The sequence below is a fragment of the Hyphomonas sp. UBA4494 genome, assembly GCF_002388935.1.
Taxonomy (GTDB): domain Bacteria; phylum Pseudomonadota; class Alphaproteobacteria; order Caulobacterales; family Hyphomonadaceae; genus Hyphomonas.
The window spans coordinates 68,352-89,172 of the sequence record NZ_DGNK01000031.1 but is presented as its reverse complement, the minus strand read 5'-3'; the positions used below and the strand labels follow the sequence as shown (position 1 = coordinate 89,172).

Here is a 20,821-nt window from a genome sequence, read left to right as displayed (position 1 = left end):
ATCAGGATAGTTTGGACGGAATGGAAAAGAACGGACGCAAAAACTCCGTCAAATCCGACCTCGGCAGTAAGAGGCGGACGCAGCGCATTGGTGAACAATTGCGCCGCGTGTATGACGAAGTAGCGCAAGAAGATGTGCCCGATGAGTTCCTGCGGCTTCTCGAAGAAGCCGATAGGGCTCGGCCATCTTCCACCTCAGACAAATCCTGAGGCGGCTTCCATGACAGACAATACGGAAAAACTCAGCGATCCTGAATTCAAACGCGAACTTGCTGCGCTAATCCCACATTTGCGGGCTTTCGCGCGCAGCTTGTGCGGAGATGCAACGCTTGCGGATGACCTTGCACAGGATGCAATGCTGAAAGCGTGGAATGCGCGACAATCCTTTCAAGCCGGCACGAATATGAAGGCGTGGGCCTTCACGATTCTCCGAAATGTTTTCTATTCAGAAAAACGCCGGTCTTGGCGCCGCACCCCACTTGATCCTGAAGTTGCAGAAGCAACGCTGGTGTCGAACAGTAACCCATCCGACACGCTCGATCTGCTCGCCATGCGCAATGCCCTCGGCAGGCTGCCAATTGATCAGCGTGAAGCTCTCATTCTCGTCGGTGCTGGCGGTTTGCCCTATGAGGAAGCTGCGGAGATTTGCGGCGTGGCTGTCGGAACGATCAAAAGCCGGGTGTCTCGGGCCAGGAAAGCCGTCGTCGAGATTCTGGAATCAAATGGGGCGGGATTCAGCGACGACTCCGAAATGAGGGCGGAAGACGCCTTCAATGACATCATGCGGCAGGCAGATGATATTGCCGGTGTCGGGTAACCAAGGTGGGCTAGACCAGGGGGAGAGCAAGGGCGCAAACGCGGCACCTTTGCGCAATAAGCTCGTTTTGACGCTGGCAGCTGCGCTGACACCAGTACTCCTGCTGTCTGCGTTCAAGGCCTATATCGACGCCCGGGATATTCGGGAAAGCCAAGCTCAAAACCTTGTCGTCGTTGCAGGCGCAGCCATTGATGGTGTGAACCAGTCGCTACAGCAAGCAGAGCTATTGCTCTCGCTATATGAACCGCGATTGACGGCGGGCGAGTGTAGCGGTGTCTACAACGAATTGTTTGAATATCTGCCGTCGCTCACCAATGTCGTGGCGTTTGACAAGGACAGTGAAGTTGTCTGCGCCAGTGTAGGTACACCCACACTCAGTCGTGACAATCAGGTTCTGCATGACAGATTGCGAGCCGGAGGAGACTCCTTTGCTCGGAGTGATGCATTCTTCGGATCCGCAAGTGACGAGTGGCTCTTTGCGCTCAATAAACGCGTCGAAGACGAAGCCGGAAATTTTGTGGGCATCCACACATTTGCATTGAGTGCAATTGAGCTCGCCAATCTTGTTCAGGCCGGCTATCTGCCCGATTACGTTTCCCTTTCCATCGCGGATGAGACGGGCAGGGTGTTTGGAGATCCCATTATTGGGCCGATCCCGTCCGAATGGATTGAGCAGGTGAAGGAAACTCGTGCCGCCCAATTGTTCCGGGCAGAGCAGAGCGGTGGCGGTTCCACTGATGTTGTGCTGCGACCTGTCGGCGATTCCAACATATTCGCAGTAATCGCGCGTCCCTCCTACGGTTTGTGGAATGATTTCTTTTTGCGGCCCGCGACTTCGTTCGGGCTACCCTTACTTGCGTTCGCAGTAACACTGCTGGCGGCTTGGATGGCGATTGATGGATTGGTGCTGAGGTGGATCTCCCGCCTGACCCGCACAGTTCGTATCTATGGTGCGGGGCGGTATCAATTCAAAGCGGGTAATTCTTTTGTCGATGCCCCTTCGGAGATTCGCAATCTGGCGACCGCGATGGAGGTCATGGCGAAAGATATCGACCACCGAGACCAAGATCTCAAAGAGGCTATCTCCACGCGCGATGCGGCCGTGAAAGAGATTCACCATCGTGTGAAGAACAATCTCCAGATTGTTACAAGCTTCTTGAACTTGCAGGGTCGACAGTTAAAAGACCCACAGGCCCGGGATGCAATTGCGGCGACGCGCCACCGTATCGATGCGTTGGCGATTGTACACCAGACATTGTACCAGAATGAGCGCCTGGAAACCGTCGATATGCGACCCTTCCTTACCGGACTTCTCAATCATCTTTCAGATGCGTTGGGCATGTCAGAGGCGGGCATAAACCTCGTCCAATCATATGCCGAAATCCAGCGGGATGCCGACGATGCCATTCCGATGGCGTTGTTCATTGTCGAGGCAGTCACCAACGCGATGAAGTATGCTTTTGAAGAAGACGGCGGCGAAGTTGCTGTGCGCCTTTCATTGGTAGACGAAAAGGTCATTCTCGAAATCAGAGACACGGGTCTCGGCTATGACTCAGCGGATGAGGACTCCGGACTGGGTTCCAAGCTCATGGTCGCTTTTGCACGACAATTGTCTGCGGAATTCACGACCGAAGCGCGACCAGGACTGGGCTGCTCGCATAAGCTTGTCATGGATATTTAGGTAGAAGAGCAGCATCCAGTCCGCCCCGCGTGTTAGCATGCAGAACCGCGCGGAACTCGCATCGCTTGGATGCGNNAGGTTGTTTATGGTCAACGCAGTACACCCCCGGATAGACATTCAACGCCAATCCCGTAGTTTGAGCTCTCACCTTGAAATTTTTCGTCGTTTGAATGGCCCGCGTCGCGTTGGCGCGATGTTGTCTGTGCTGATTATTGGACTTGGGCAGATCTGGACCTGTTTGCGCAAACACACAGAGCTGATGCGCACCAGCAAGCGAACACGAGTTTTGCTGATCTCCTATTCCGGCCAAGTGGTTCATTCCACACAATAGGTAGTTCTTGCTGCCCTGTGAGTACCGCTCACTTCCAACATACGAGCAAAAAAAGACACGCTCGATCTGAGCGTGTCTTTTCAGGCTTGGTTTGCGGCCCGCTTAGTCGTTGATGTCTTCTTCAACGTCTCGTGCGGTATCCTGGATGACTTCGCCACCGGCTTCGACATCCTTGCCAACGCCGTCGACAGTGTTGCAGGCAGCCAGCAGGGTGGCCAGGGCGCCCAAGGCACCGAGTGTTGCGATCTTCACGGTATTTTTCATGATAATTCCTTTCCGCTTTAAGCAGTAAACAAACGTTACCCGTGTCCCTTAGTTCCAATGGTCGATCAAAAAATAATCGGGAACTCGGATGCCTGCGACCGGGTTGTACTGTCATCGTATCGACCACGACGCGTCGATTTGTTTGATAGAAGGAGTTATTGTCATGCTCGGTTGGGCAATCGCATTTTTCGTATTGGCGTTGATCGCCGCAGTTCTCGGCTTTGGCGGCATCGCTGGTGCTTCGGCAGGTATAGCCAAAATCCTGTTCTTCGTATTCCTCGTTCTTTTGGTCCTATCCTTTGTTGCGCGGGCCGTCCGTGGGCGAAATGTGACCTAGTGAGGTTTGCATCTTTTTGAAAAGGGCGTTGCGACTGCAGCGCCCTTTTTTGTGCTTTCTTTATATAAAGACCGCAATGGAACTATTTTCCTGCAGCGGCGTAGGTAAATTAAGGGGTCACCGGGAGGAGGTATAGGCTGTGAAAGAATACATGGCTTCCCCGGATGCTCCAGACAACAAGCGGGATGTGGTGCGCAATTGGGCCATCACCGGAATATTCTGGATCCTCGCGCTTGGGACACTGAGTCTTGCCCAAGGTGTATTTGTTCCAATTATCTCCGCATTTGTTCTTGCGCTGACTTTCAGTCCTGTGAGGCGCGCACTTGGCCGGATAGGAATTCCTGCGGGTGCCGCAGCTGGCATAATCATGGTCAGTCTTCTCGTTGTGTTCGGAGTCCTGTTCTACTTCATATCTGAAGCTCTACAGCAGTATATGAGTGACGCGCCGACTTTCGCTGCTGAAGTTCGCCGCGAATTAAGTGGTCTTTTTGGTACAATTGAGCCGGTATTGAAGGCTGGCGATCAGATTGATGCGCTTACAAGTCAGGGTAAACAGCAAACAGTCGCGATACGAGAGCCAGGTTTCGTCAGTGTAATGACCCAAGCCACGCCGGCTGTGGTCAGCCAATTGATCGTGACGTTGACGTTGAGCTTCTTCCTGATCGCATCGGGTGACATGTTCTATGAGAAGCTTGTGCAGGTCATGCCCAAGCTCAAGGACAAGCGACGAGCGTTGGCAGCTGCACGCACTATAGAAAACCAACTTTCAACTTATCTCTTCACCATTACAGCGATCAATGCAGTGCTCGGCATGATCATCGGTTCGGTTATGTGGGCGATCGGGATGCCCAATCCGCTGCTGTTCGGGTTGGGCGCATTCTTGCTCAATTATATTCCGTACATTGGTTCCATCGGAGGAATCACGGTTTCGCTCGTGACTGGTTTGGTGACCTTTGACAACACTCTCCAGGCGCTACTGCCCGCGCTGCTTTATTGGCTGATAAACACCATAGAAGGTCAGTTTTTAACGCCCGTGCTGGTGGGGCGCCGCCTCAAGCTGAACGCGGTCGTCGTATTCATTTCATTTGCGTTGTGGGCCTGGGTTTGGTCATTTATGGGAATGTTGTTGTCGACGCCGATCCTGCTAATGGCAAAAGTCGTGTCCGACAATGTGAATGGATTGGAGAGCTTCGGAAAATTCCTGGGTGATCGGGACGACCTGTCCGGTTCGGATTCACGATTGATGAAGTTCGTGTTCCGCCAAAAAGATACTCCACTTTCAGAAGAAGGGTGAGTCCCCCTCAGCCGTCGGGCATCACCATGGCCACGTGCGACAAGACAATACGTGCCGGCCTTCGGGCCGAGAACTCGATACCCTCAATCAAGGACATAACCACACCTGATTCAGATACTTCTCGGAGTGGAATTTGGAAAGTCGATGTTCCCTTCTCTCCGACGTCCCGGACAAGCTCGGACAAGCTGCCTATCTCATGCCGGCCGGACTCGGAAAGTACAGCTAGAACAATGTTACCTGCATCCTGCTGAGAAACGTCCAAAGTCAAGGTGAAACAGAAACCAGCGTTGACCTCCCGAGTCAGGTCCAGTCTCTCGTGTGAGAAAAGGACAGGCGCAAAGGAGTTACCCTTCCAAACGATCTCGATGGCATTTTCCTGTTGTCCCAAATCAGCAGACTTGAGCATTATCGCTCCCGCAGCAGAGATGGCTTCGCCGCCATGCCAAGGTTTCCCAATTTCACTATTCTCAAGGTGCACCGTCCAACTTCCTGCGGTTCGGCCTAACTCAAAAATTGTGCCATGGTCGGGCTGGGTGACGACACCGTCTTCATGTAGTATCCGCAGGTTCCCACAGTCCTTCATGGATAGTCCGAACCCGAACGGAAACAGGGGATCATAGGGCTGCGAATCCATATTGAGCGCGTATTGATCCGCATATTGAGGCCAGGAAAAAGATAGTTTGCCGGAGAAGTCGAGACCATTCGTTGCAAACAGCACATCAGCGAGTGCGCCTGCCTGAGTGCCGGGAAGAAATGCTGCGATGAAGGCGTCGGACGCATTCAATGATGGATTGACCCAAAGCGGTCGCCCAGAGAGGAAGATGCAGATGGTGGGGATGCCGGCCTTGCGCAACCGTTTGAGCGTGTCGGCATCTTTCTTGTCTCGGGGCTGAAAATCCAGCGTCGACAGGTCTCCGCGAAACTCGGCATAGGGGGGCTCTCCAAACACGTGAATGGCAATGTCCGGAGAGTCTTTGATGCGCCCGTCGGGTGAATAGATAATTGTCCCGCCATGCTCTTGGCCCACCCGTCGAATTCCCGCCAGAAAGGTTTCGGCATGCGGATAGTCGGTCGGATTGAGATTACCGCCCTGCCAGGAGAGCGACCACCCTCCGCACATCATGCCGAGATCATCCGCAGCGGGACCCGTCACCAGGATTCTTTGATTCGACTGCAAAGGCAAAACATTGTTCGCATTCTTCAGCAAAACGGCAGACTTCTGGACGGCGACAGCGGCAAGTTCCGTATGGGCCGTGCACCCAACAATATTTCCCCTCACAGCTAGGGCTCGTTCGCTGGGAGTGGGTTGAGTACACAGGCCTGCACGCATTTTTAGCCTGAGAACCCGGCGGACCGCATCGTCCAGACGCTCCTGGGTAATTCGTCCGGACTCAAGGTGGCGCAATAGGGACTCATGCAGGCCCTTCCAGCTGTCGGGGGCCATATACATATCGAGGCCCGCCATCAACGCGTCCGGGCAATCAGTTGGGGTGGCGCCCTCTATTTGCCCGTGCCCGTCCCAATCTCCCACAACCACACCATCGAAGCCCCAATGGGCTTTTAGAAGGTCGGTGAGAAAGGCTTTGTGTCCGTGCATTTTACGACCGCCCCAACTCGAAAAAGAGGCCATCACAGTCTGCACTCCAGCTTCGAGAGTGGCGTAGTAGCCGGCGGCGTGGACCTCGCGTAACTCGGCTTCTGTGGCGATCGTTTCGCCCTGGTCCCGCCCCCCCTGAGTGCCACCATCACCAATGAAGTGTTTCGCGCAAGCGAGTATCTTGGTGTCACCGAGGAATTTCTCGTTGCCCGAAATGCCTTGTAGGCCTCGGACCAGGGCGGCGCTTAGCTCGGCGACTAATTGGGGGGATTCCGAATAGGACTCATAGGCCCGGCCCCACCGGCTGTCGCGTGCGACGGCGACGGTCGGAGAGAATGCCCAATCCATACCTGATGCACGTACTTCACGTGCGGTGGCGGCGCCTATGCGTTCCACCAGTTCTGCATCCCGCGTGGCACCCAGTCCGACATTATGTGGGAAGACTGTTGCCCCGATCAGATTGTTGTGGCCGTGAACAGCATCGGTGCCCCACAGTATCGGAATGCGGGGGCCATCTGCACACATGGATGCCGCCCAAAATGCATCGGCGAGTTCCAGCCAATCGGCGAGGCTGGCACGTTGATTTCCGTTTGGTGCAGAATTGCCGCCATTCAGCACTGAACCGAGATGATAGGCGGCGACATCCTCAGGCGTCACTGAAGCAATATCGGCCTGAATAATTTGCCCTACCTTTTGCGCGGGTGTCAGCCACTCCAGAATTCGTTCAATCAGGGCCTCTGTTTTCTCGGACTGCAGGCGTGGCGTTTGCGCCTTCGGCCAATCGGACAGAGCAAGCGTGGAAGTAGACCAGTCAGTCACAAATTAAGTCCGACATCGGATTTATGTGTTCGTTCCTCGTCGGGAGAGTAGTCTTCCGGGTAATCTCTCATCTGGTCATACCAGTTAAGCTTCAGGAATACGCTGGTGATGAGCACAACTGAAAGAGCTGCAAGCATTTTGGGCCAGTCTTGAATCACAAGGAAAATAGGGACGCAGACCAGGGCAGTCTGCCAGACAATTCCCACGGCTACATTAATCAAGTCACGCTTCAAGTTCGTATTGGGGGAGACAGTTCGGCCGGCGGCCGCGAGTGAGTCGGCGACAGGCCCCCAAAGGCCCCATGGGCGCGTCTTCAAGTAGAATCGCTGCAATGTTTCCATATTGGTCGGCTTGGTCACCAGAGATCCGACCACCACGGCGATAAGGCACGCTACGAAGAAGAATGGGAAAGCCTGCAACGGATTGATGTCCACCTGTGGCATGCCTAACCCCAGCGCAAACACGATACCCGTCAGCATGCCCCAGAAGTAACCGTAACCATTCATGCGCCACCAGTACCATTTCACGACATTGGCGGCTGTGTATCCGCCATAAAGCCCTGCCGTGATCCAGTTGATGACATTATCGATGCTGGTCAGGAACACTCCGATGAGCGTGCCAATGATCACGAAGACCGTGGACACGAGGTAGCTGATCCTGAGATACGTCTTCTCAGACGCATTCGGTTTAATGTATTTGCGATAGATGTCATTTACGACATATGCGGGGGCGGCGTTAAGGGGGGCGGCGAAGCTGGACATGAAGGCAGCCAGCAATCCGGCGAGGGTAAGGCCGAGCAGCCCGACTGGAATGAATTCACGTAGTGCAAATGGCAGTACGGCCTCAAAGTCCGCATCTGTGCCCATGTCCCTCAAATATGGACTGAAATAGACCAGAGCGAGAATCGTCAGACCGGTGATCAGCAAATAACGCGGGACATTCAGCACAATGCTGACCAGCGCGCTCATCTTGGCGGCTTCGACCGGAGTGCGGGCTGAAAGGATGCGCTGCATATCATAGTTTGGGGCCGGCCCGGCAAGTGATGTGAAGATGCCCTTCAGCAAGACAAGCATGAAGAATATTGAAAACAGCGAGTAGCCCTCACTCGCTATCTTGGTATCTGCGGAGGGCAGCAGATTGGACCAATCGAGACCAAGCCTCCATCCAAAAAAGGGATTGCCCCACCCTTCGGGGACTGCCGCAGCCAGCGTATCCGGCGCCACATGCATCATGGCGATCACGGCAATACCGACACTGGCAACCGTGACGACGAGGAATTGTATGACTTCGGTAAATACTACCGAATACATGCCGCCCTTGATGACATAGAGCGACGTAAGAAAGATCAGGACAACGCCGAAAACCTTCTCATTGAGTGAGATCATGGCGGCTTCTCTCTGGGCCAGAAGGTCACCGGCGAGATTGGGCGCCTTCAGGGCGGTAGGCAGGAAAACGTCGAGCTGAAGAAGGCCCGCCAAGTCTAGCGGGATGAACTGGACCGCGAGCTTGCCGATACCGAGGAAGCCGTAGGCCATGTAGGCAAGCACCAAGATCAATGCGAACAACACAACAATCAAATGGCTTAACCGCGCGGCTGGGCCATCGCCGAACCGGAAGGTGATCCACTCTGCCCCGGTCATCGCGCCCGACCGGCGCAACCAGATGGAGAGGAAGACCATCAGAAATACCTGGTTGAAGACGGGCCAGAGCCATGGGATCCAGACGCTTTTCAAACCATAAACGAATAGGATGGATACGAGCCACATCGTGCCAGCCACATCGAACATACCAGAGGCGTTCGACAGGCCCAGCGCATACCAAGGCAACCGATTGCCACCAAGAAAGTAGCTCCGCATACCCTTATTGGCCCGGGTAGAAATCCAGAAGCCGATAAATAGCGTCAAGCCGATGTATGCCGCGATCACGGCCATATCAATCGGATGTAGACTCACGGTCCCCGACTCCTAGTTCGTGCGCGCGGTTCGCCCGGGCGGGCGACGGTGCACCGAATTCCTCCTTGCAGGCAAATGGGCTTTGGTCGCCAACATTCTGTGCGTGCCTGACCATGAGAACATTCAATACAACCGGTTTCATTGCAAGCGATCATGGTGTTTGATGACCAGATCGTTCCATCATTCGGGTGAGTTGCCCCGACGCGGAGCCTCAAAAAGTCGAAATGGCTCGTAGGAGAATTTCAATGGCTCAGATCAGGGATGTCGCGAAACTGGCTGCTGTCTCCCCCGCCACAGTGTCGCGGGCATTTTCAGATCCGAGCAAACTGTCTACGACGACGCTCGAACGCGTCCTGGCCGCCGCTGAAGAACTCAAATACAAGCCGAGCTCATTGGCTCAACTGTTCCGTGAGAAGCGGACCAATACAGTGCTTGTCATGGTCCCAGACATTGCAAACGTCCTGTTCGCGAGAGTTGTCTCGGGCATTGAGCGTGTCGCGGTAGAGAACAAGTTCAATTTGATCGTGTCTGACACCGGAGACGATGCGGCCATCGAGTCCGTTGGTGTGGAGATGGTGGAAACCTATCGCGCCGATGGCGTGATCCAGCTGGGCGAGCGGCCGCTGGACCAGTTGCATCATGAGGGTGAACACTGCGCGATTCCCTTCGTGCAGGCGATCAGCGCCGATCCGCGCGGTCGGTATCCGACCGTCGGTATCGATGATCGCAGCGCCGCGGCAATGATGGCGGAACACCTTATGGCGTCAGGCCATCGTCGGATCGGAGTGTTGGCAGGCCTGAAAGACCGACTGGTAACGCGAGAGCGGCTGACGGGTATTCGCGATGCGTTGGCTGCACGGGAACTACTGCTCGACGAGACCATGGTGGCATATGGGCCCTACTCGATGGCGGGTGGGGAGAGTTCGGCCATGCGCCTATTATCACGCAAGCCGAATGTGTCGGCGCTATTCTGTCTGAGTGATGAGATCGCGATTGGCGCAATCCGCGCGGCGCATGATCTTGGTTTCAACCTGCCGAACGACCTGTCGATCTCCGGCTTCGACAACATTGAATTCGGAAAATACTGTACGCCGCCCCTGACCACTGTGATGCAGCCTGCGGAAAAAATAGGAGAAGTAGCCATGACCCTTATGTGTGACATTCTCAGAGGCCACGCTGTGACGGGGATACACGAAATGCTTGCAACCGAATTGGTGGCCAGAGCGAGTGTTCGAGAGGTTGGCTAACCGGGTGGATTGAAAATGTCGTGCGCGCGGTCCCAGTGGGGAACGAGGTCAGTCCAGATACCTATTTAGGAACAGAAGATGATCGGCCCATCGCGCATGTCGTCAGCGAAAGGCCCAAGCCAAGAATGAGGAGATGGAGGCGCAGGTTGGTGCCAATCAAAACAGGCTCGGTAGTGTGAGAGACAGCGCGGGCACGAATGTAATGATCATGAGCGCGAGCAGAAGCGCGCCATAGAAGGGCCAGATCGTCTTCACAGCCTGTTCCACCGGAACTTTTCCGACCGCAGACCCAACAAATAGCACCGATCCCACTGGCGGCGTCACAAGCCCGATCCCTAAATTCAGCATCATGACAATGCCAAAGTGAACTGGATCGACGCCCACTTCCATGACTACCGGCAACAAGATCGGAGTTGTGATGATGATGAGAGGCGACATGTCCATGAATGTGCCGAGCACAAGCAGGATGACATTCACGATGAGAAGGACAAGTATCGGATTGCTGGTGGCGGACGTAATCATGTCAGCCAGCTTCGCTGGTGCTTCAAGGATGGCGAGCGCGTAGCCGAATGCAGTCGCTGCACCGATGATAAGCAGCACCATCGCCGTGATCTTTACCGATTGCATGGCGGCTTCAAAAAAGCGCTTCCATCCCAGCGTTCGATAGACCAGAGCTCCGATAGCGATCGTGTAGATGACCGCAATGGCAGAAGATTCCGTGGCGGTGAAGATACCTGACAGAATGCCGCCCATGATGATGATCGCTGTCATCAGGCCGGGGATGGCGAACAGGAGCGCGCGCGTAAAGCTACGCCAGCCAGGAAAGGCACCGCTGGCATAGCCACGCAGGACAGCGACGCGCCAGGCGACGAACATAAGCAAGGCTGCGGTCATCACGCCGGGCACGATACCAGCCAGGAACAAATCTCCGATCGACACGCCGATCCCGCTGGCGGCGGAATATATAATCATGTTGTGTGAGGGCGGAATGAGTAGGCCGACAATGGCGGCGGTAACGGTGACATTGACGGTATAATCGCCATCATATCCACGCTCACGCATCAAGGGCATCAGCGTGGATCCCATAGCCGAAGCGCTGGCAATCGCGGAGCCGGAGACAGCGCCAAACATGGTGGACGCCCCAACATTTACGAGGCCGAGTCCGCCTCGTGTGCGCCCGAAAGCGCCTTCGGCAACTTCGACCAATCGCTTTGCGATGCCTGACCTGTACATGAGGTCCCCAGCGAAGATGAAGAAGGGAATCGCCATCAGCGTAAAGACACTGACGCCGGCCGCCATGCGTTGGAAAACCACGACCATCGGGATGTCGAGGGCAAGGAACGTCGCCATGGCCGACCCGAGTAGAGAATATGCGACCGGCACGCCAAGCGCGAGCAGAACGACCAGAACACTGACCAGAATGATCAACTCCATCTTGGGTCCTCCTCATCTGTAATTTTTTCGCCGGAAAGTTCTTCGAATATGCGTTCGAGCGAGAACACCGCCATCAAGGCGCCCGCAATAGGTAAGCCGAGATAGGCCAATCCCCGAGGCAGTCCGAGCGAGGGAATGACATGACTCCAGGTCTTGGCAACCAATTGGCCGCCCCAGACCAGCATTGCCAGCCCACACCCGCCGACGATGATGTTTGAAATGATCCGCATCCAGAGTCGCGTCTTTGGACCAACTGCATTTTCAAGCGCCACGATTCGGATGTGGAAGCCTTCCCGGACGCCTGCGGCGGCCGCGAGCGATACATACCAGATCATCAGGGCGAGGGAGGCTTGTTCAGACCAGGAAGGGCTGGAATTCAAGACATATCGGCCGAAGACTTGCCACCCAATGATCAGCGTCATTAGGACCAGTCCGACTGCTGCAACTCGCACCAGCCAGTCTGCAGTGAAATGCGTGATATTAGTCAGGAGGCGTATCATGCGTCAGGCCTTAGCGCTTCGATTTCTGCAACAATCTCTTTCTGGGTGTCGGTTCTGACGAAACGATCCCAGACCGGACGCATTTTCTGCTGAAAGGCACCTAAATCTGCCACTTCATTCACCGACACACCCGCAGCGATGATCTTTTCACGGGACTCGGCGACGCGCTCATCCCAGAGTTTGCGCATGAAGGGTACGGAATCACGAGCCGACTGTTGGACCAGCGTCTTGTCGCTATCAGAAAGCTTTCGCCAACGGCTGGCCGACATGACCAGGACTTCAGGCGCGATGATGTGCCGAGTAAGACTATAGAAGGGCGCAGCTTCGAAATGGCGGCCACTTTCGAAGGATGGCCAGTTGTTCTCTGCACCATCAATCACGCCCTGGACCAGTGCCTGATAGACTTCACCGAGCGACATAGGCGTTGCGTCGGCGCCGAGTGCCTTGATCATGGCGACGTAGAGGTCGGAATTCGGCACGCGTATTTTCATGCCAGCCATATCGTCTGGTGACAGTATTGGCTTGCGCGTGTTGTAGAAGCTGCGTTCGCCAGAATCGTAGAAGCATAGGCCGATGAGATCGTGCGGCGCGAGCGAGTCGAGAATTCGGTCGCCTGCAGGTCCGTCGAGTGCCGTCCGCATATGGGAAGTTGAGGAAAACAGGAACGGAAGCGCAGGGATGGTCGTCAGGGGTTCGATCGAGTTAAGCGGTGCGAGGTTTACCCGGTTCAGGTCAAGACCCCCGAACGAGGTGATTTCTAGCGTGTCGCGCTCCGAGCCGAGCTGTCCGCCCGCGTACATCTTGATACGAAGCCTGCCCCCGCTGCGCTCGTCCAACAGGCGCCCCATTTCCTTAACGGCCTGAACGGTCGGATATTCTTCCGGATGAGAGTCTGCACTCAGCAAATCCCGGCCCGAACTCTGATTGCACGCAGCCAAACTTGTGGCGGCTGCCATGCTGATCAGGGCTTGCCGACGTGAGATAACTGGTATGCCACGCATCATGGACGCGCCGCACGTACAGTCGTGTAAAGGAACTGATCCCGCCTCATATCTCTCCTCCCCGGTACGGCCATTTCAAAGGCCTCTTTTAGAGAGGCGGCTCGTGCGGTCACCACCCATGGTAACCGGTGTCATTTATTCTGCAAGGTGCCTGGCCAACTTTAATGCGGCCAACGTTCAGCCAGCACTTCCACTTGCCCGTCTTTCGACTGTACTTCCATGGCCGGGTTTTTTGGCATGCCGTCGGCGAACAATTCATAGATGATGCTGCCATCGATTTGCGTACTCTCGATGATTCGGACCGGCTCAGCCGCGCCTGCTGCCGTGGCGGCGGCTTGAACGTCTGCAGGTACGGCGGTCCAGGGTAGGTCCCGCTGAATTTCAACAACTTCTGCAACGCCGTCGGCGTACAGGATATCAAGTTCGATTTCGGATCCGTCGGCGCGTTCACCTTCGACATCGAAATAGACGCGCTGGCCGCGTTCCTTTCGAAGCACTTCCAGTACCGTCATGTCGGGCATGGCCTCGGAGACGGCAGATTGCACCGGTCCGGGCAGGTCTGTGGGCGCCACTTCGGTAACAATGTCGCCTTGGCTTTGAGGTTCGGGCACTTGAGTTGGTGAGCAGGCCGACAGAATGCCGGCAGCGACGATGATGTGAGTGGCAGATTTCATGGATCAGGTCCCCCATTGAGTGAAAGGTACTTTGGCGAAGAGTTCCCTTTCGCCTTTGCGCGGGTCATTCTCGAGCCGGGTCGTGGTGCCGAATACCAGTGTCTCCCGGTTTGGCAGCGTATGTCGAGACCAGTCCGGCAACCCGGGATGATTGGGCTGGCCTTCCCTGGCCATGGAGATGAAGGCGCGAGACAGTTCGTCTGCGACGCGTGCATACTCGCCTGTTGAGGGAACCTTTGTGCCGCCATACGTGCCGGATTGGTCCAAATTGTCGAAGGCAAAGGCGATGTCCATCGTGTGCGGTGCGCCCCATTTTCCGCCCTCTACTGGCGAGCCGAGGTTGAACTGGTAAACCCAGGTCGGGCCGTTCTCAGCCGCGCGCATATCTGCCTCTTCCACCTGTCCGCGCCACGACCGCCCGGCCGTAGTGGCTGCAAAAAATACATCACTCGGCGAATAGGATGGGTAGAGGGCACGATACTCCATTACGACATCGTCTGGGTCGATGTCGCACCGCATATGATCTGCTAGAAGTGTTCGAACGTCCGACCAATCGAGGTGGAATGTGTCAGGATGCTTTGCGCCAATCAGGTTTCGAGTCTCGTCCTTCGTGTTCCCGAGGATCATGGGGATCGATGAGGACTGTCCCGGAGCGCCAGGCCAAAAGGGATGGCGGTTGAGAAAACGTCCATCCAGGACAGGACCAAAATACAGACCGTGCTCCGGATTGACCGGATCACGCGTTGCGAGTGCGTCAATGAGGGTTTCCATCGGAGCTGCTCGCAACGCAGTTGTGTCTTCTGGTGCGATGCCGAGGGTGTCGAGATAGGCTTGTGCGCGAAGCTGGCCGTTCAAGGGACCACAGGCGGTGACTTGTTGACCGCTCATTGTGGCTGCGGAATGAAACAGGCCTCGGGCGGACGGCGCGGCCATCAGGGTGGCAATCTTTGCCCCCCCACCGGACTGACCAAAGACGAAGACTCGCGACGGATCCCCTCCGACGGCGGCCGCATTGTCGCGTACCCATTCAAGTGCAAGCACAAGATCCCACATGCCGGCATTGCCGGAGTGAGGAAAATCCTTATTGAGTCGACTAAGCGACAGGTACCCAAACGCATTCAGCCGATGGTTCACCGTGATCACGACCACGTCACCCTTGGTCGCCAGGTTCGTCCCGTCATAGAGCGGTGAAGATCCGGAACCGCTGGCATAGGCTCCACCATGGAAATAGACCATGATCGGACGATTGCCACCATCGGCCAGACCTGGCGTCCAGATATTCAGGAACAGGCAATCTTCGCTGACATTCTCCACATTTCCCAATTGCGGAGCAGTCGCCCCATACTCGGTCGCGTCCCGCGTATCCGCCCAAGGGGCGGGGGGGCGTGGCTTGGCAAAACGCGTTGGCGCCGTGTCCGCGCCATAGCGGACGCTCTTGAAGATATTGACTGCCTTGTGGCGATAGCCGCGAACCTTTCCGTGTGTGGTGGCGGCGACAGGGTGTTCGGATGGCTTGCCCGCGAGCCCCATGAGCGGAGAACTGAGTGCAAGCGCGGCGGTGCCGCGAGTAAAGGCCCGTCGGTTCATCGTCATGTTTCAAGCCCTCCCTGCTTCACTGGTCTAGCGGCGCACGTCCAGATCCGTTTGCGTCAAAAGAATTTCCACCTCCCCAACACTCGTTCTGTTGTAATCTCCGGCCACGGAATGCTTGATCGTAGCTGCTGCCGTTGCGAAGTTTACAGTTTTCTGCGGCGTGTCACGAGAGATCAGGCCGTGCAGGATGCCGGCTGCATACGCATCGCCCCCACCGATTCGATCTACTATGCCGGGCAAGTCCATTTCCGGCGAATGCCAGGTGCCATCGCGTGTTGCCAGACGGCCTGTGAGGCGGTGGTGACTTGCGCCGACCTGCTCGCGTAATGTCGATGCGACATATTTCAATCGGGGGAACCGCGCGAAAGCAGTCTTCTCCGCATCCTCACGCCCAGGATATTTTTCTCCAAAAACGAGCTGTATGTCCAATTCATTGATAAAGGCGAGGGTGGCGTGTTCTAGCAATTGGGCCAGAATCTCCGGACCATTTCCGGACCAGCTTTTCCAGAGCTGTTCGCGATAGTTACCGTCGAATGAGACGTTCACACCCTGCGCGACAGCAGTGCGCGCTGCAGCCAATGCCGCATCAGCCGCATTGGGGCCCGTGGCTGGCGTGATGCCGGAAATGTGTAACCAGTCCGCATCTTCAAGCAATGTCAGCCAGTCATACGTCGCGGCGGGAGTCTCAACGAAGCTGCTTCCAGCCCGGTCATACGTAATACGAGATGGTCTTTGGACTGCCCCGGTTTCGAGAAAGTAGAGCCCGACCCGACCTTCGCGCCTCTGGATTGAATTGGTCTGAACGTCATGCGACCTCAAATCCCTGATCACCGCGTCAGCAAGCGGGTTTTGAGGCAAAGTACTGACCATGCGGGACGTGTGCCCGAACTGGGCGAGTGAGATGGCGACATTCGCCTCGGCGCCGCCGACATGCACGTTCAATGATGGCAATTGCATCAGACGTTGATTGTCGGACGCACTCATGCGGAGCAGGAGTTCTCCGAAGCAGACGATTGTGGCCGCCATGTCTGGTTAACCTTCCTCCCAGCTCAGCGGGCCAGCCAGCCGCCATCGACAGGAAGCGTAATGCCCTGCACGTAGTCGGATGCGCTCGATGACAAGAAGACCGCCGCGCCACCGAGATCGGACGGCTTACCCCAGCGACCTGCTGGAATACGGCCGAGAATTTCGGTGTTGCGCGTTTCATCGGCTTGCAAGGCCGCTGTATTGTTTGTCGCGAAGTAGCCGGGGGCAATCGCATTCACATTAATGCCGTGCTTGGCCCATTCATTGGCGAGGATCTTGGTAAGTCCGGCTACGCCGCTCTTGGAGGCAGTATAGGACGGCACGCGAATGCCACCTTGGAACGAGAGCATCGATGCGATGTTGACGATTTTGCCACCCTTGCTGGCGGCAATCATTTCACGTGCGACCGCCTGACTCAGGAAGAACAACGTACGAAGATTCACATTCATGACCGAATCCCACTCGTCAAAGGTGAAGTCGATCGAATCGTTGCGTTTGATGATACCGGCATTGTTGATGAGTATGTCCACGGCGCCGAGAGCTGACTTGGCTTCTGTGACGATAGTCTCTACACTGTCTGCCGAGCCGAGGTCTGCGAGGATCGAGTGCGTTTTGCAGCCGGTCCCAGCCAGCATGTCCAAGGTCTCTGACGGTGCGCTTCGGCCGACAAGGCAAATGTCTGCTCCCGCTTCCGCCAGCGCAACAGCCATGCCCTGGCCGAGGCCTGTGTTGGCTCCGGTGACAATGGCGCTCTTGCCTTCAAGCCTGAAGGGATTGGTCTTCATGGGTCGCTCCGAATGTCGTCTTGTTGCGATTGTTGTCCGCTCGGGGCCTAGGAGGCGAGTACCTGCTTTACATAGTCGGTGAGGGCCGCATCCTGGCTGTTTGCGAAGAAGAACTCCTGGAATTTCTCACCAGAGACTGCAGCCTTCAAGAGATCCTGATCGACTGACTTGAGGACGGCAAGCATGTCCTTGCAGGAGGCTTCCTTGAGCTTAGTGAGAATCCCGCGATTCTCAGCCATGACAGCGGCGCGTTCTCTCGGATAGCCTAGGCCCGGCTCACCCTCGAAAAGCTTACGATAACAGTCCTGGAGGTTGAGTTCAGCTGCCCAGCCGAAGCCCTTCGCGTACGGCATGGAAATCGCGTTGCCGTCATTGATCTGGGCGAACAGGAAGGCGTCTGTTGGATCGATGACAAGGCCACAGAATACGCCGGGCATTGCATTGCATGCGAGGTTGGAACCCATGCCTGTGCCGCAACCTGTAACAATGAAATCTGCTGCGTTTGAGTTGATCAGAATGCCAGCCATGATGCCGATCATTGGATAAGTCAGATGTGCCTCGTCGTCCGGGCCGGACATTCCGCAATGGGCAACGGAATGGCCGAGTGGCTCTGCAACTGAAGTAAGCGCGTCATGGACAATGCTGCTCTTCGCAGCCTGGCTATTTTCAATAATGAGCGCAATCTTCATGGGGGTATTCCTTTTGTTGCTTGAGTACTTCGCCTCGAAAAGCGTAGCTGGGATAGGGCGCGTCCGTGATCAGGTTCCGAATCTGGACCAGGACTGTCATCACCCCGGTGATCTTCGGTGTGGCGTGTTTGGTAACCGGTGTCATAACATCTGTGTTTCAGACTGACAACCGGTTGATCGGGCGAGAATTAGATTGTGCGGGTCGATTCTCGCACCACAAGCTCCAACTGAAAAGATTGTAGTTCCTGGTTGCCGCTTGAGCCTGCTCCACGCTTCACCAAGAGATCAGCGGCGGCGCGCCCAACTTCGCGGATAGGAGACCGAACCGTGGTAAGCGGCGGCCAGATCCTTGCGGATATTGGTGTATCGTCAAAACCGACAATCGAGAGGTCTTCGGGAATTCTCAAGCCAGCCTTCCGAGCGGCGACATAGACGCCAACGGCCATTTCATCATTACCGGCAAAGATAGCTGTGGGTCGGTCATGGCGGTTGAGAAGCCGCGTGGCACTGGTCACACCGGAATCAAATGTGTAGGCGCCTTCAACCGTCAATTCCGGAGCAAGTTCAAGGCCATAACCCTCAAGGCCGCGTTTGAACCCTGACAGGCGTTCGTGGGCCGAGCGGAATGTTTTTGGTCCGTGAATGTGCCCGATACGCTTGTGGCCGAGTTGTGCCAAATGCGCGGCGGCCATTTCTGCCCCCTGAGCATCCTGGGTCCGAATGCTGCGCGACGGAATGTCCAGTTCTAGTGAGGCGATGCGAACGTAATCGCATTCCTCCTCTCTTAAAATCTCGGCAAGTTCCTCATCTTCAGATACGGATGGAGTCAGGATTATGCCATGTGGTTTGTGTTGTAGGACGAAAGACCGGACGCGTTCGCGATAGCCTTCTTCCCCACGATCACAGGGCCGTAGGACCAGCTGAAAGGCGGTGTCCCCCAGCGTGTCGAGTATCCCGCGCTGCATATTGACGACATATTGCGGACTTGGATTGTCATAGACGAGGCCGATCAAGAATGACTTCCGGAAAGCCAGTGCGCGTGCCTGAGGATTTGGTGTGAAGCCCGTCTCAGCGATGATCTGCTTGACCTTCTTGCGCGTTTCCTCACGAACAAGCGGTGACTCATTGATGACACGAGACACGGTTTTCTTGGACACCTCCGCCATGCGGGCAATGTCTATAATTGTTACCTGAGACCGGTCTCGGACCGGTTTGGCCTCGTGTTCATCGTCGCTCATGGGAAAGCCTTGCTATGCGTCGTCTCTTTTTGACGTGATTTGGGGTGGCTTCAAGTCCCCTTGGCTTTCAAGCCGGAGTCCAGCGCTTCTGGAGCGGCAGGTTGCATCGTCTCCAAATCCCACAGGGCCGGATCAAAGGCGCGGTGGGTCGGACTCGCGGTCGGATATCCGCCGACTTGATTTTGACTGTCGATGATTTCACCGCGCCCCTCCGCCGTGTCGGCCAAAATGCGAACGTCCACTGAGTCCCTGTCCCAAGGGCGCGCGCCAGCGTTCTTCAGGACGTAGCGCTCAACCTGATTCGCAGCCAAAATTGGCAACCCTGCAACAATGTCAGAAGGTTCAGACTGTTCTGCAATCTGAGTGGAAGATGATGTGTAGCGCCCAAGCTCCGGCAATTCATGACCCCAGTGATCTATGGAGATGTTGCCGGACATGTGGAGGTCCAGGTCGCCATCGCCCCCAATCATGAGTAGCGGTAACCGTTCGCTGGTCGAGGGGCCCGCGCGCATCACGTTGCCGATCAGGTCCATTCGGCCCGTCTCCGCAGGCACGTCGCCCCATTCCAGTCCTTGCAGATTATAGTGAACGCCGCGCTGTCCGGGATTATAGATGAAATTGTTCACGATCGCGCCTTGTACGCCGCCCTTGAAAAGTGGGCTGCGCTCGAAATTGTGAGCGTATAGATTTCCGTAGATCAGGATATCGCTGACATTGTCATGTATGAGCGATCCCTTTGAGTGCTCTCCCTTCGCATGTGTCGAATGGGACAGACCTTCAGCGATGATGTTGTTGGTATAGGCGATTGTGTGTGATGTGCCTTCGCGCCAGTCTTTGGGAGTTTCGCCGGTGAAGCGTGGGCCGGAAGCGGACAGGTTTTCATCCGTCGCCCAGCTAAGCGAACAGTGGTCGACAATAACATTGTGAGCTGCGATCGTCGTGATCGCATCTATGTCTCGGCCGCTTCGTAAGCCTTCACCCAGATCGCCCGGGCGAATACGCATGTGCTGAACGATGATGTGGTCGCCGGTGATAACCATGCCACCACGTATAAGGGTAATGCCAGGTGACGGCGCGGTCTGGCCCGCAATTGTTGTGTTGGACGAGCTAACTCGCAAATTGTTGCCATCAAGATCAATGACGCCGCCCACTTCAAAAACGATGATTTTGGGACCATCGACCTCTAGCGCTGCTCTGAGTGTACCAGGTCCATCGGATTCCAAGCTTGTCACTCTGACGATTTCTCCGCCGCGCCCTCCCGCCGTCATTGCTGCTGGCCCGAGCGGACCCATCCACGGGGCAACTGGTACAGAGGCTGTTGTTTCAGTCTCCGCTGGAGCGACACCTAGCGGCTGTGCGGTGGCGCAGCCGGACAGGACCAACAGCGCTGACGCAGCAATCATTCTTGGGAAGGGAGCGTAATTCGGTCTCGCCATGGGTGTTTCCTCACTTCTTGTCCCCGGATTTGCCGACCGATTTCAAGTATTCGCTCGTTCCGGATCACTTTTTATCACTATGGAGGTTTGAAAATGACACCGGTTTC

At 55.8% G+C, this 20,821-nt stretch carries 19 protein-coding genes; 6 read left to right on the top strand and 13 right to left on the bottom strand.

The window, feature by feature from the left end; all coding sequences use genetic code 11:
- The first annotated feature begins 20 nt into the window (after nucleotides 1–20).
- Genes B2P82_RS12080 through B2P82_RS12070 form a run of 3 tightly spaced genes read left to right on the top strand, consistent with a single transcriptional unit; the run spans nucleotide 21 to nucleotide 2,497 of the window.
- On the top strand, nucleotides 21–209 hold the full coding sequence (locus tag B2P82_RS12080) for a NepR family anti-sigma factor (RefSeq protein WP_034814600.1): 189 nt from the start codon (nucleotides 21–23) through the stop codon (nucleotides 207–209).
- A gap of 10 nt (nucleotides 210–219) precedes the next feature.
- Nucleotides 220–816: a sigma-70 family RNA polymerase sigma factor gene (locus tag B2P82_RS12075; RefSeq protein ID WP_206991638.1), complete on the top strand. Its 597-nt coding sequence runs from the start codon at nucleotides 220–222 to the stop codon at nucleotides 814–816.
- Nucleotides 806–2,497: a sensor histidine kinase gene (locus B2P82_RS12070; protein WP_290497191.1), complete on the top strand. Its 1,692-nt coding sequence runs from the start codon at nucleotides 806–808 to the stop codon at nucleotides 2,495–2,497. The genes B2P82_RS12075 and B2P82_RS12070 overlap by 11 nt, the downstream gene beginning before the upstream one ends.
- 433 nt (nucleotides 2,498–2,930) lie before the next feature.
- Here the strand turns inward: B2P82_RS12070 and B2P82_RS12065 are convergent, their stop codons facing one another.
- Complete coding sequence (locus B2P82_RS12065) at nucleotides 2,931–3,092, bottom strand: entericidin A/B family lipoprotein (RefSeq protein ID WP_084333302.1); 162 nt, start codon at nucleotides 3,090–3,092, stop codon at nucleotides 2,931–2,933.
- A gap of 163 nt (nucleotides 3,093–3,255) precedes the next feature.
- On the opposite strand from B2P82_RS12065, the gene B2P82_RS12060 reads away from it, so the two are divergent.
- The gene (locus B2P82_RS12060; protein WP_034814608.1) at nucleotides 3,256–3,429 is read left to right on the top strand and encodes a DUF1328 domain-containing protein; all 174 of its coding nucleotides are present in this window, start codon (nucleotides 3,256–3,258) and stop codon (nucleotides 3,427–3,429) included.
- 139 nt (nucleotides 3,430–3,568) lie between these two features.
- Complete coding sequence (locus B2P82_RS12055; RefSeq protein ID WP_290497190.1) at nucleotides 3,569–4,723, top strand: AI-2E family transporter; 1,155 nt, start codon at nucleotides 3,569–3,571, stop codon at nucleotides 4,721–4,723.
- A 7-nt stretch (nucleotides 4,724–4,730) separates the two neighbouring features.
- Here B2P82_RS12055 and B2P82_RS12050 read toward each other — a convergent pair whose 3' ends face one another.
- Nucleotides 4,731–7,139: a glycoside hydrolase family 3 protein gene (locus B2P82_RS12050; RefSeq protein WP_290497189.1), complete on the bottom strand. Its 2,409-nt coding sequence runs from the start codon at nucleotides 7,137–7,139 to the stop codon at nucleotides 4,731–4,733.
- Nucleotides 7,136–9,091 (bottom strand): sodium:solute symporter family protein, encoded by a 1,956-nt coding sequence (locus B2P82_RS12045; protein ID WP_290497188.1) that lies wholly within the window; start codon nucleotides 9,089–9,091, stop codon nucleotides 7,136–7,138. The genes B2P82_RS12050 and B2P82_RS12045 overlap by 4 nt, the downstream gene beginning before the upstream one ends.
- Before the next feature lie 245 nt (nucleotides 9,092–9,336).
- Between B2P82_RS12045 and B2P82_RS12040 the strand changes: the two genes are divergently transcribed.
- Nucleotides 9,337–10,338 carry a LacI family DNA-binding transcriptional regulator gene (locus tag B2P82_RS12040; protein WP_290497187.1) on the top strand — a complete coding sequence of 334 codons (1,002 nt, stop codon included), beginning with the start codon at nucleotides 9,337–9,339 and terminating at the stop codon, nucleotides 10,336–10,338.
- Nucleotides 10,339–10,494: 156 nt separating this feature from the next.
- On the opposite strand, the gene B2P82_RS12035 is transcribed toward B2P82_RS12040, so the two are convergent.
- The 10 genes from B2P82_RS12035 to B2P82_RS11990 form a co-directional block, all read right to left on the bottom strand.
- Nucleotides 10,495–11,772, bottom strand: coding sequence for a TRAP transporter large permease (locus tag B2P82_RS12035; protein WP_290480197.1), 1,278 nt, complete (start codon nucleotides 11,770–11,772; stop codon nucleotides 10,495–10,497).
- Entirely contained in the window at nucleotides 11,763–12,272 is a 510-nt protein-coding gene (locus tag B2P82_RS12030; RefSeq protein ID WP_290480196.1) for a TRAP transporter small permease, read from the bottom strand. The genes B2P82_RS12035 and B2P82_RS12030 overlap by 10 nt, the downstream gene beginning before the upstream one ends.
- Nucleotides 12,269–13,273 (bottom strand): TRAP transporter substrate-binding protein, encoded by a 1,005-nt coding sequence (locus tag B2P82_RS12025; protein ID WP_414652045.1) that lies wholly within the window; start codon nucleotides 13,271–13,273, stop codon nucleotides 12,269–12,271. Before B2P82_RS12025 ends, B2P82_RS12030 begins: the two co-directional genes overlap by 4 nt.
- 161 nt (nucleotides 13,274–13,434) lie before the next feature.
- Nucleotides 13,435–13,947, bottom strand: a complete 513-nt coding sequence (locus B2P82_RS12020) for a hypothetical protein (RefSeq protein ID WP_290497184.1) — start codon at nucleotides 13,945–13,947, stop codon at nucleotides 13,435–13,437.
- A 3-nt stretch (nucleotides 13,948–13,950) separates the two neighbouring features.
- Nucleotides 13,951–15,540: a carboxylesterase/lipase family protein gene (locus B2P82_RS12015; RefSeq protein ID WP_290497183.1), complete on the bottom strand. Its 1,590-nt coding sequence runs from the start codon at nucleotides 15,538–15,540 to the stop codon at nucleotides 13,951–13,953.
- Between the two features lie 27 nt (nucleotides 15,541–15,567).
- Entirely contained in the window at nucleotides 15,568–16,566 is a 999-nt protein-coding gene (locus B2P82_RS12010) for a sugar kinase (protein ID WP_290497182.1), read from the bottom strand.
- Between the two features lie 23 nt (nucleotides 16,567–16,589).
- The gene (gene kduD / locus B2P82_RS12005; protein ID WP_206991626.1) at nucleotides 16,590–17,351 is read right to left on the bottom strand and encodes a 2-dehydro-3-deoxy-D-gluconate 5-dehydrogenase KduD; all 762 of its coding nucleotides are present in this window, start codon (nucleotides 17,349–17,351) and stop codon (nucleotides 16,590–16,592) included.
- A gap of 47 nt (nucleotides 17,352–17,398) precedes the next feature.
- Nucleotides 17,399–18,040, bottom strand: a complete 642-nt coding sequence (locus B2P82_RS12000; protein ID WP_290497181.1) for an RpiB/LacA/LacB family sugar-phosphate isomerase — start codon at nucleotides 18,038–18,040, stop codon at nucleotides 17,399–17,401.
- A gap of 188 nt (nucleotides 18,041–18,228) precedes the next feature.
- Nucleotides 18,229–19,278 carry a LacI family DNA-binding transcriptional regulator gene (locus B2P82_RS11995; protein ID WP_290497180.1) on the bottom strand — a complete coding sequence of 350 codons (1,050 nt, stop codon included), beginning with the start codon at nucleotides 19,276–19,278 and terminating at the stop codon, nucleotides 18,229–18,231.
- Between the two features lie 50 nt (nucleotides 19,279–19,328).
- Nucleotides 19,329–20,714 carry a pectate lyase family protein gene (locus tag B2P82_RS11990; protein WP_290497178.1) on the bottom strand — a complete coding sequence of 462 codons (1,386 nt, stop codon included), beginning with the start codon at nucleotides 20,712–20,714 and terminating at the stop codon, nucleotides 19,329–19,331.
- Nucleotides 20,715–20,821 lie beyond the last annotated feature (107 nt).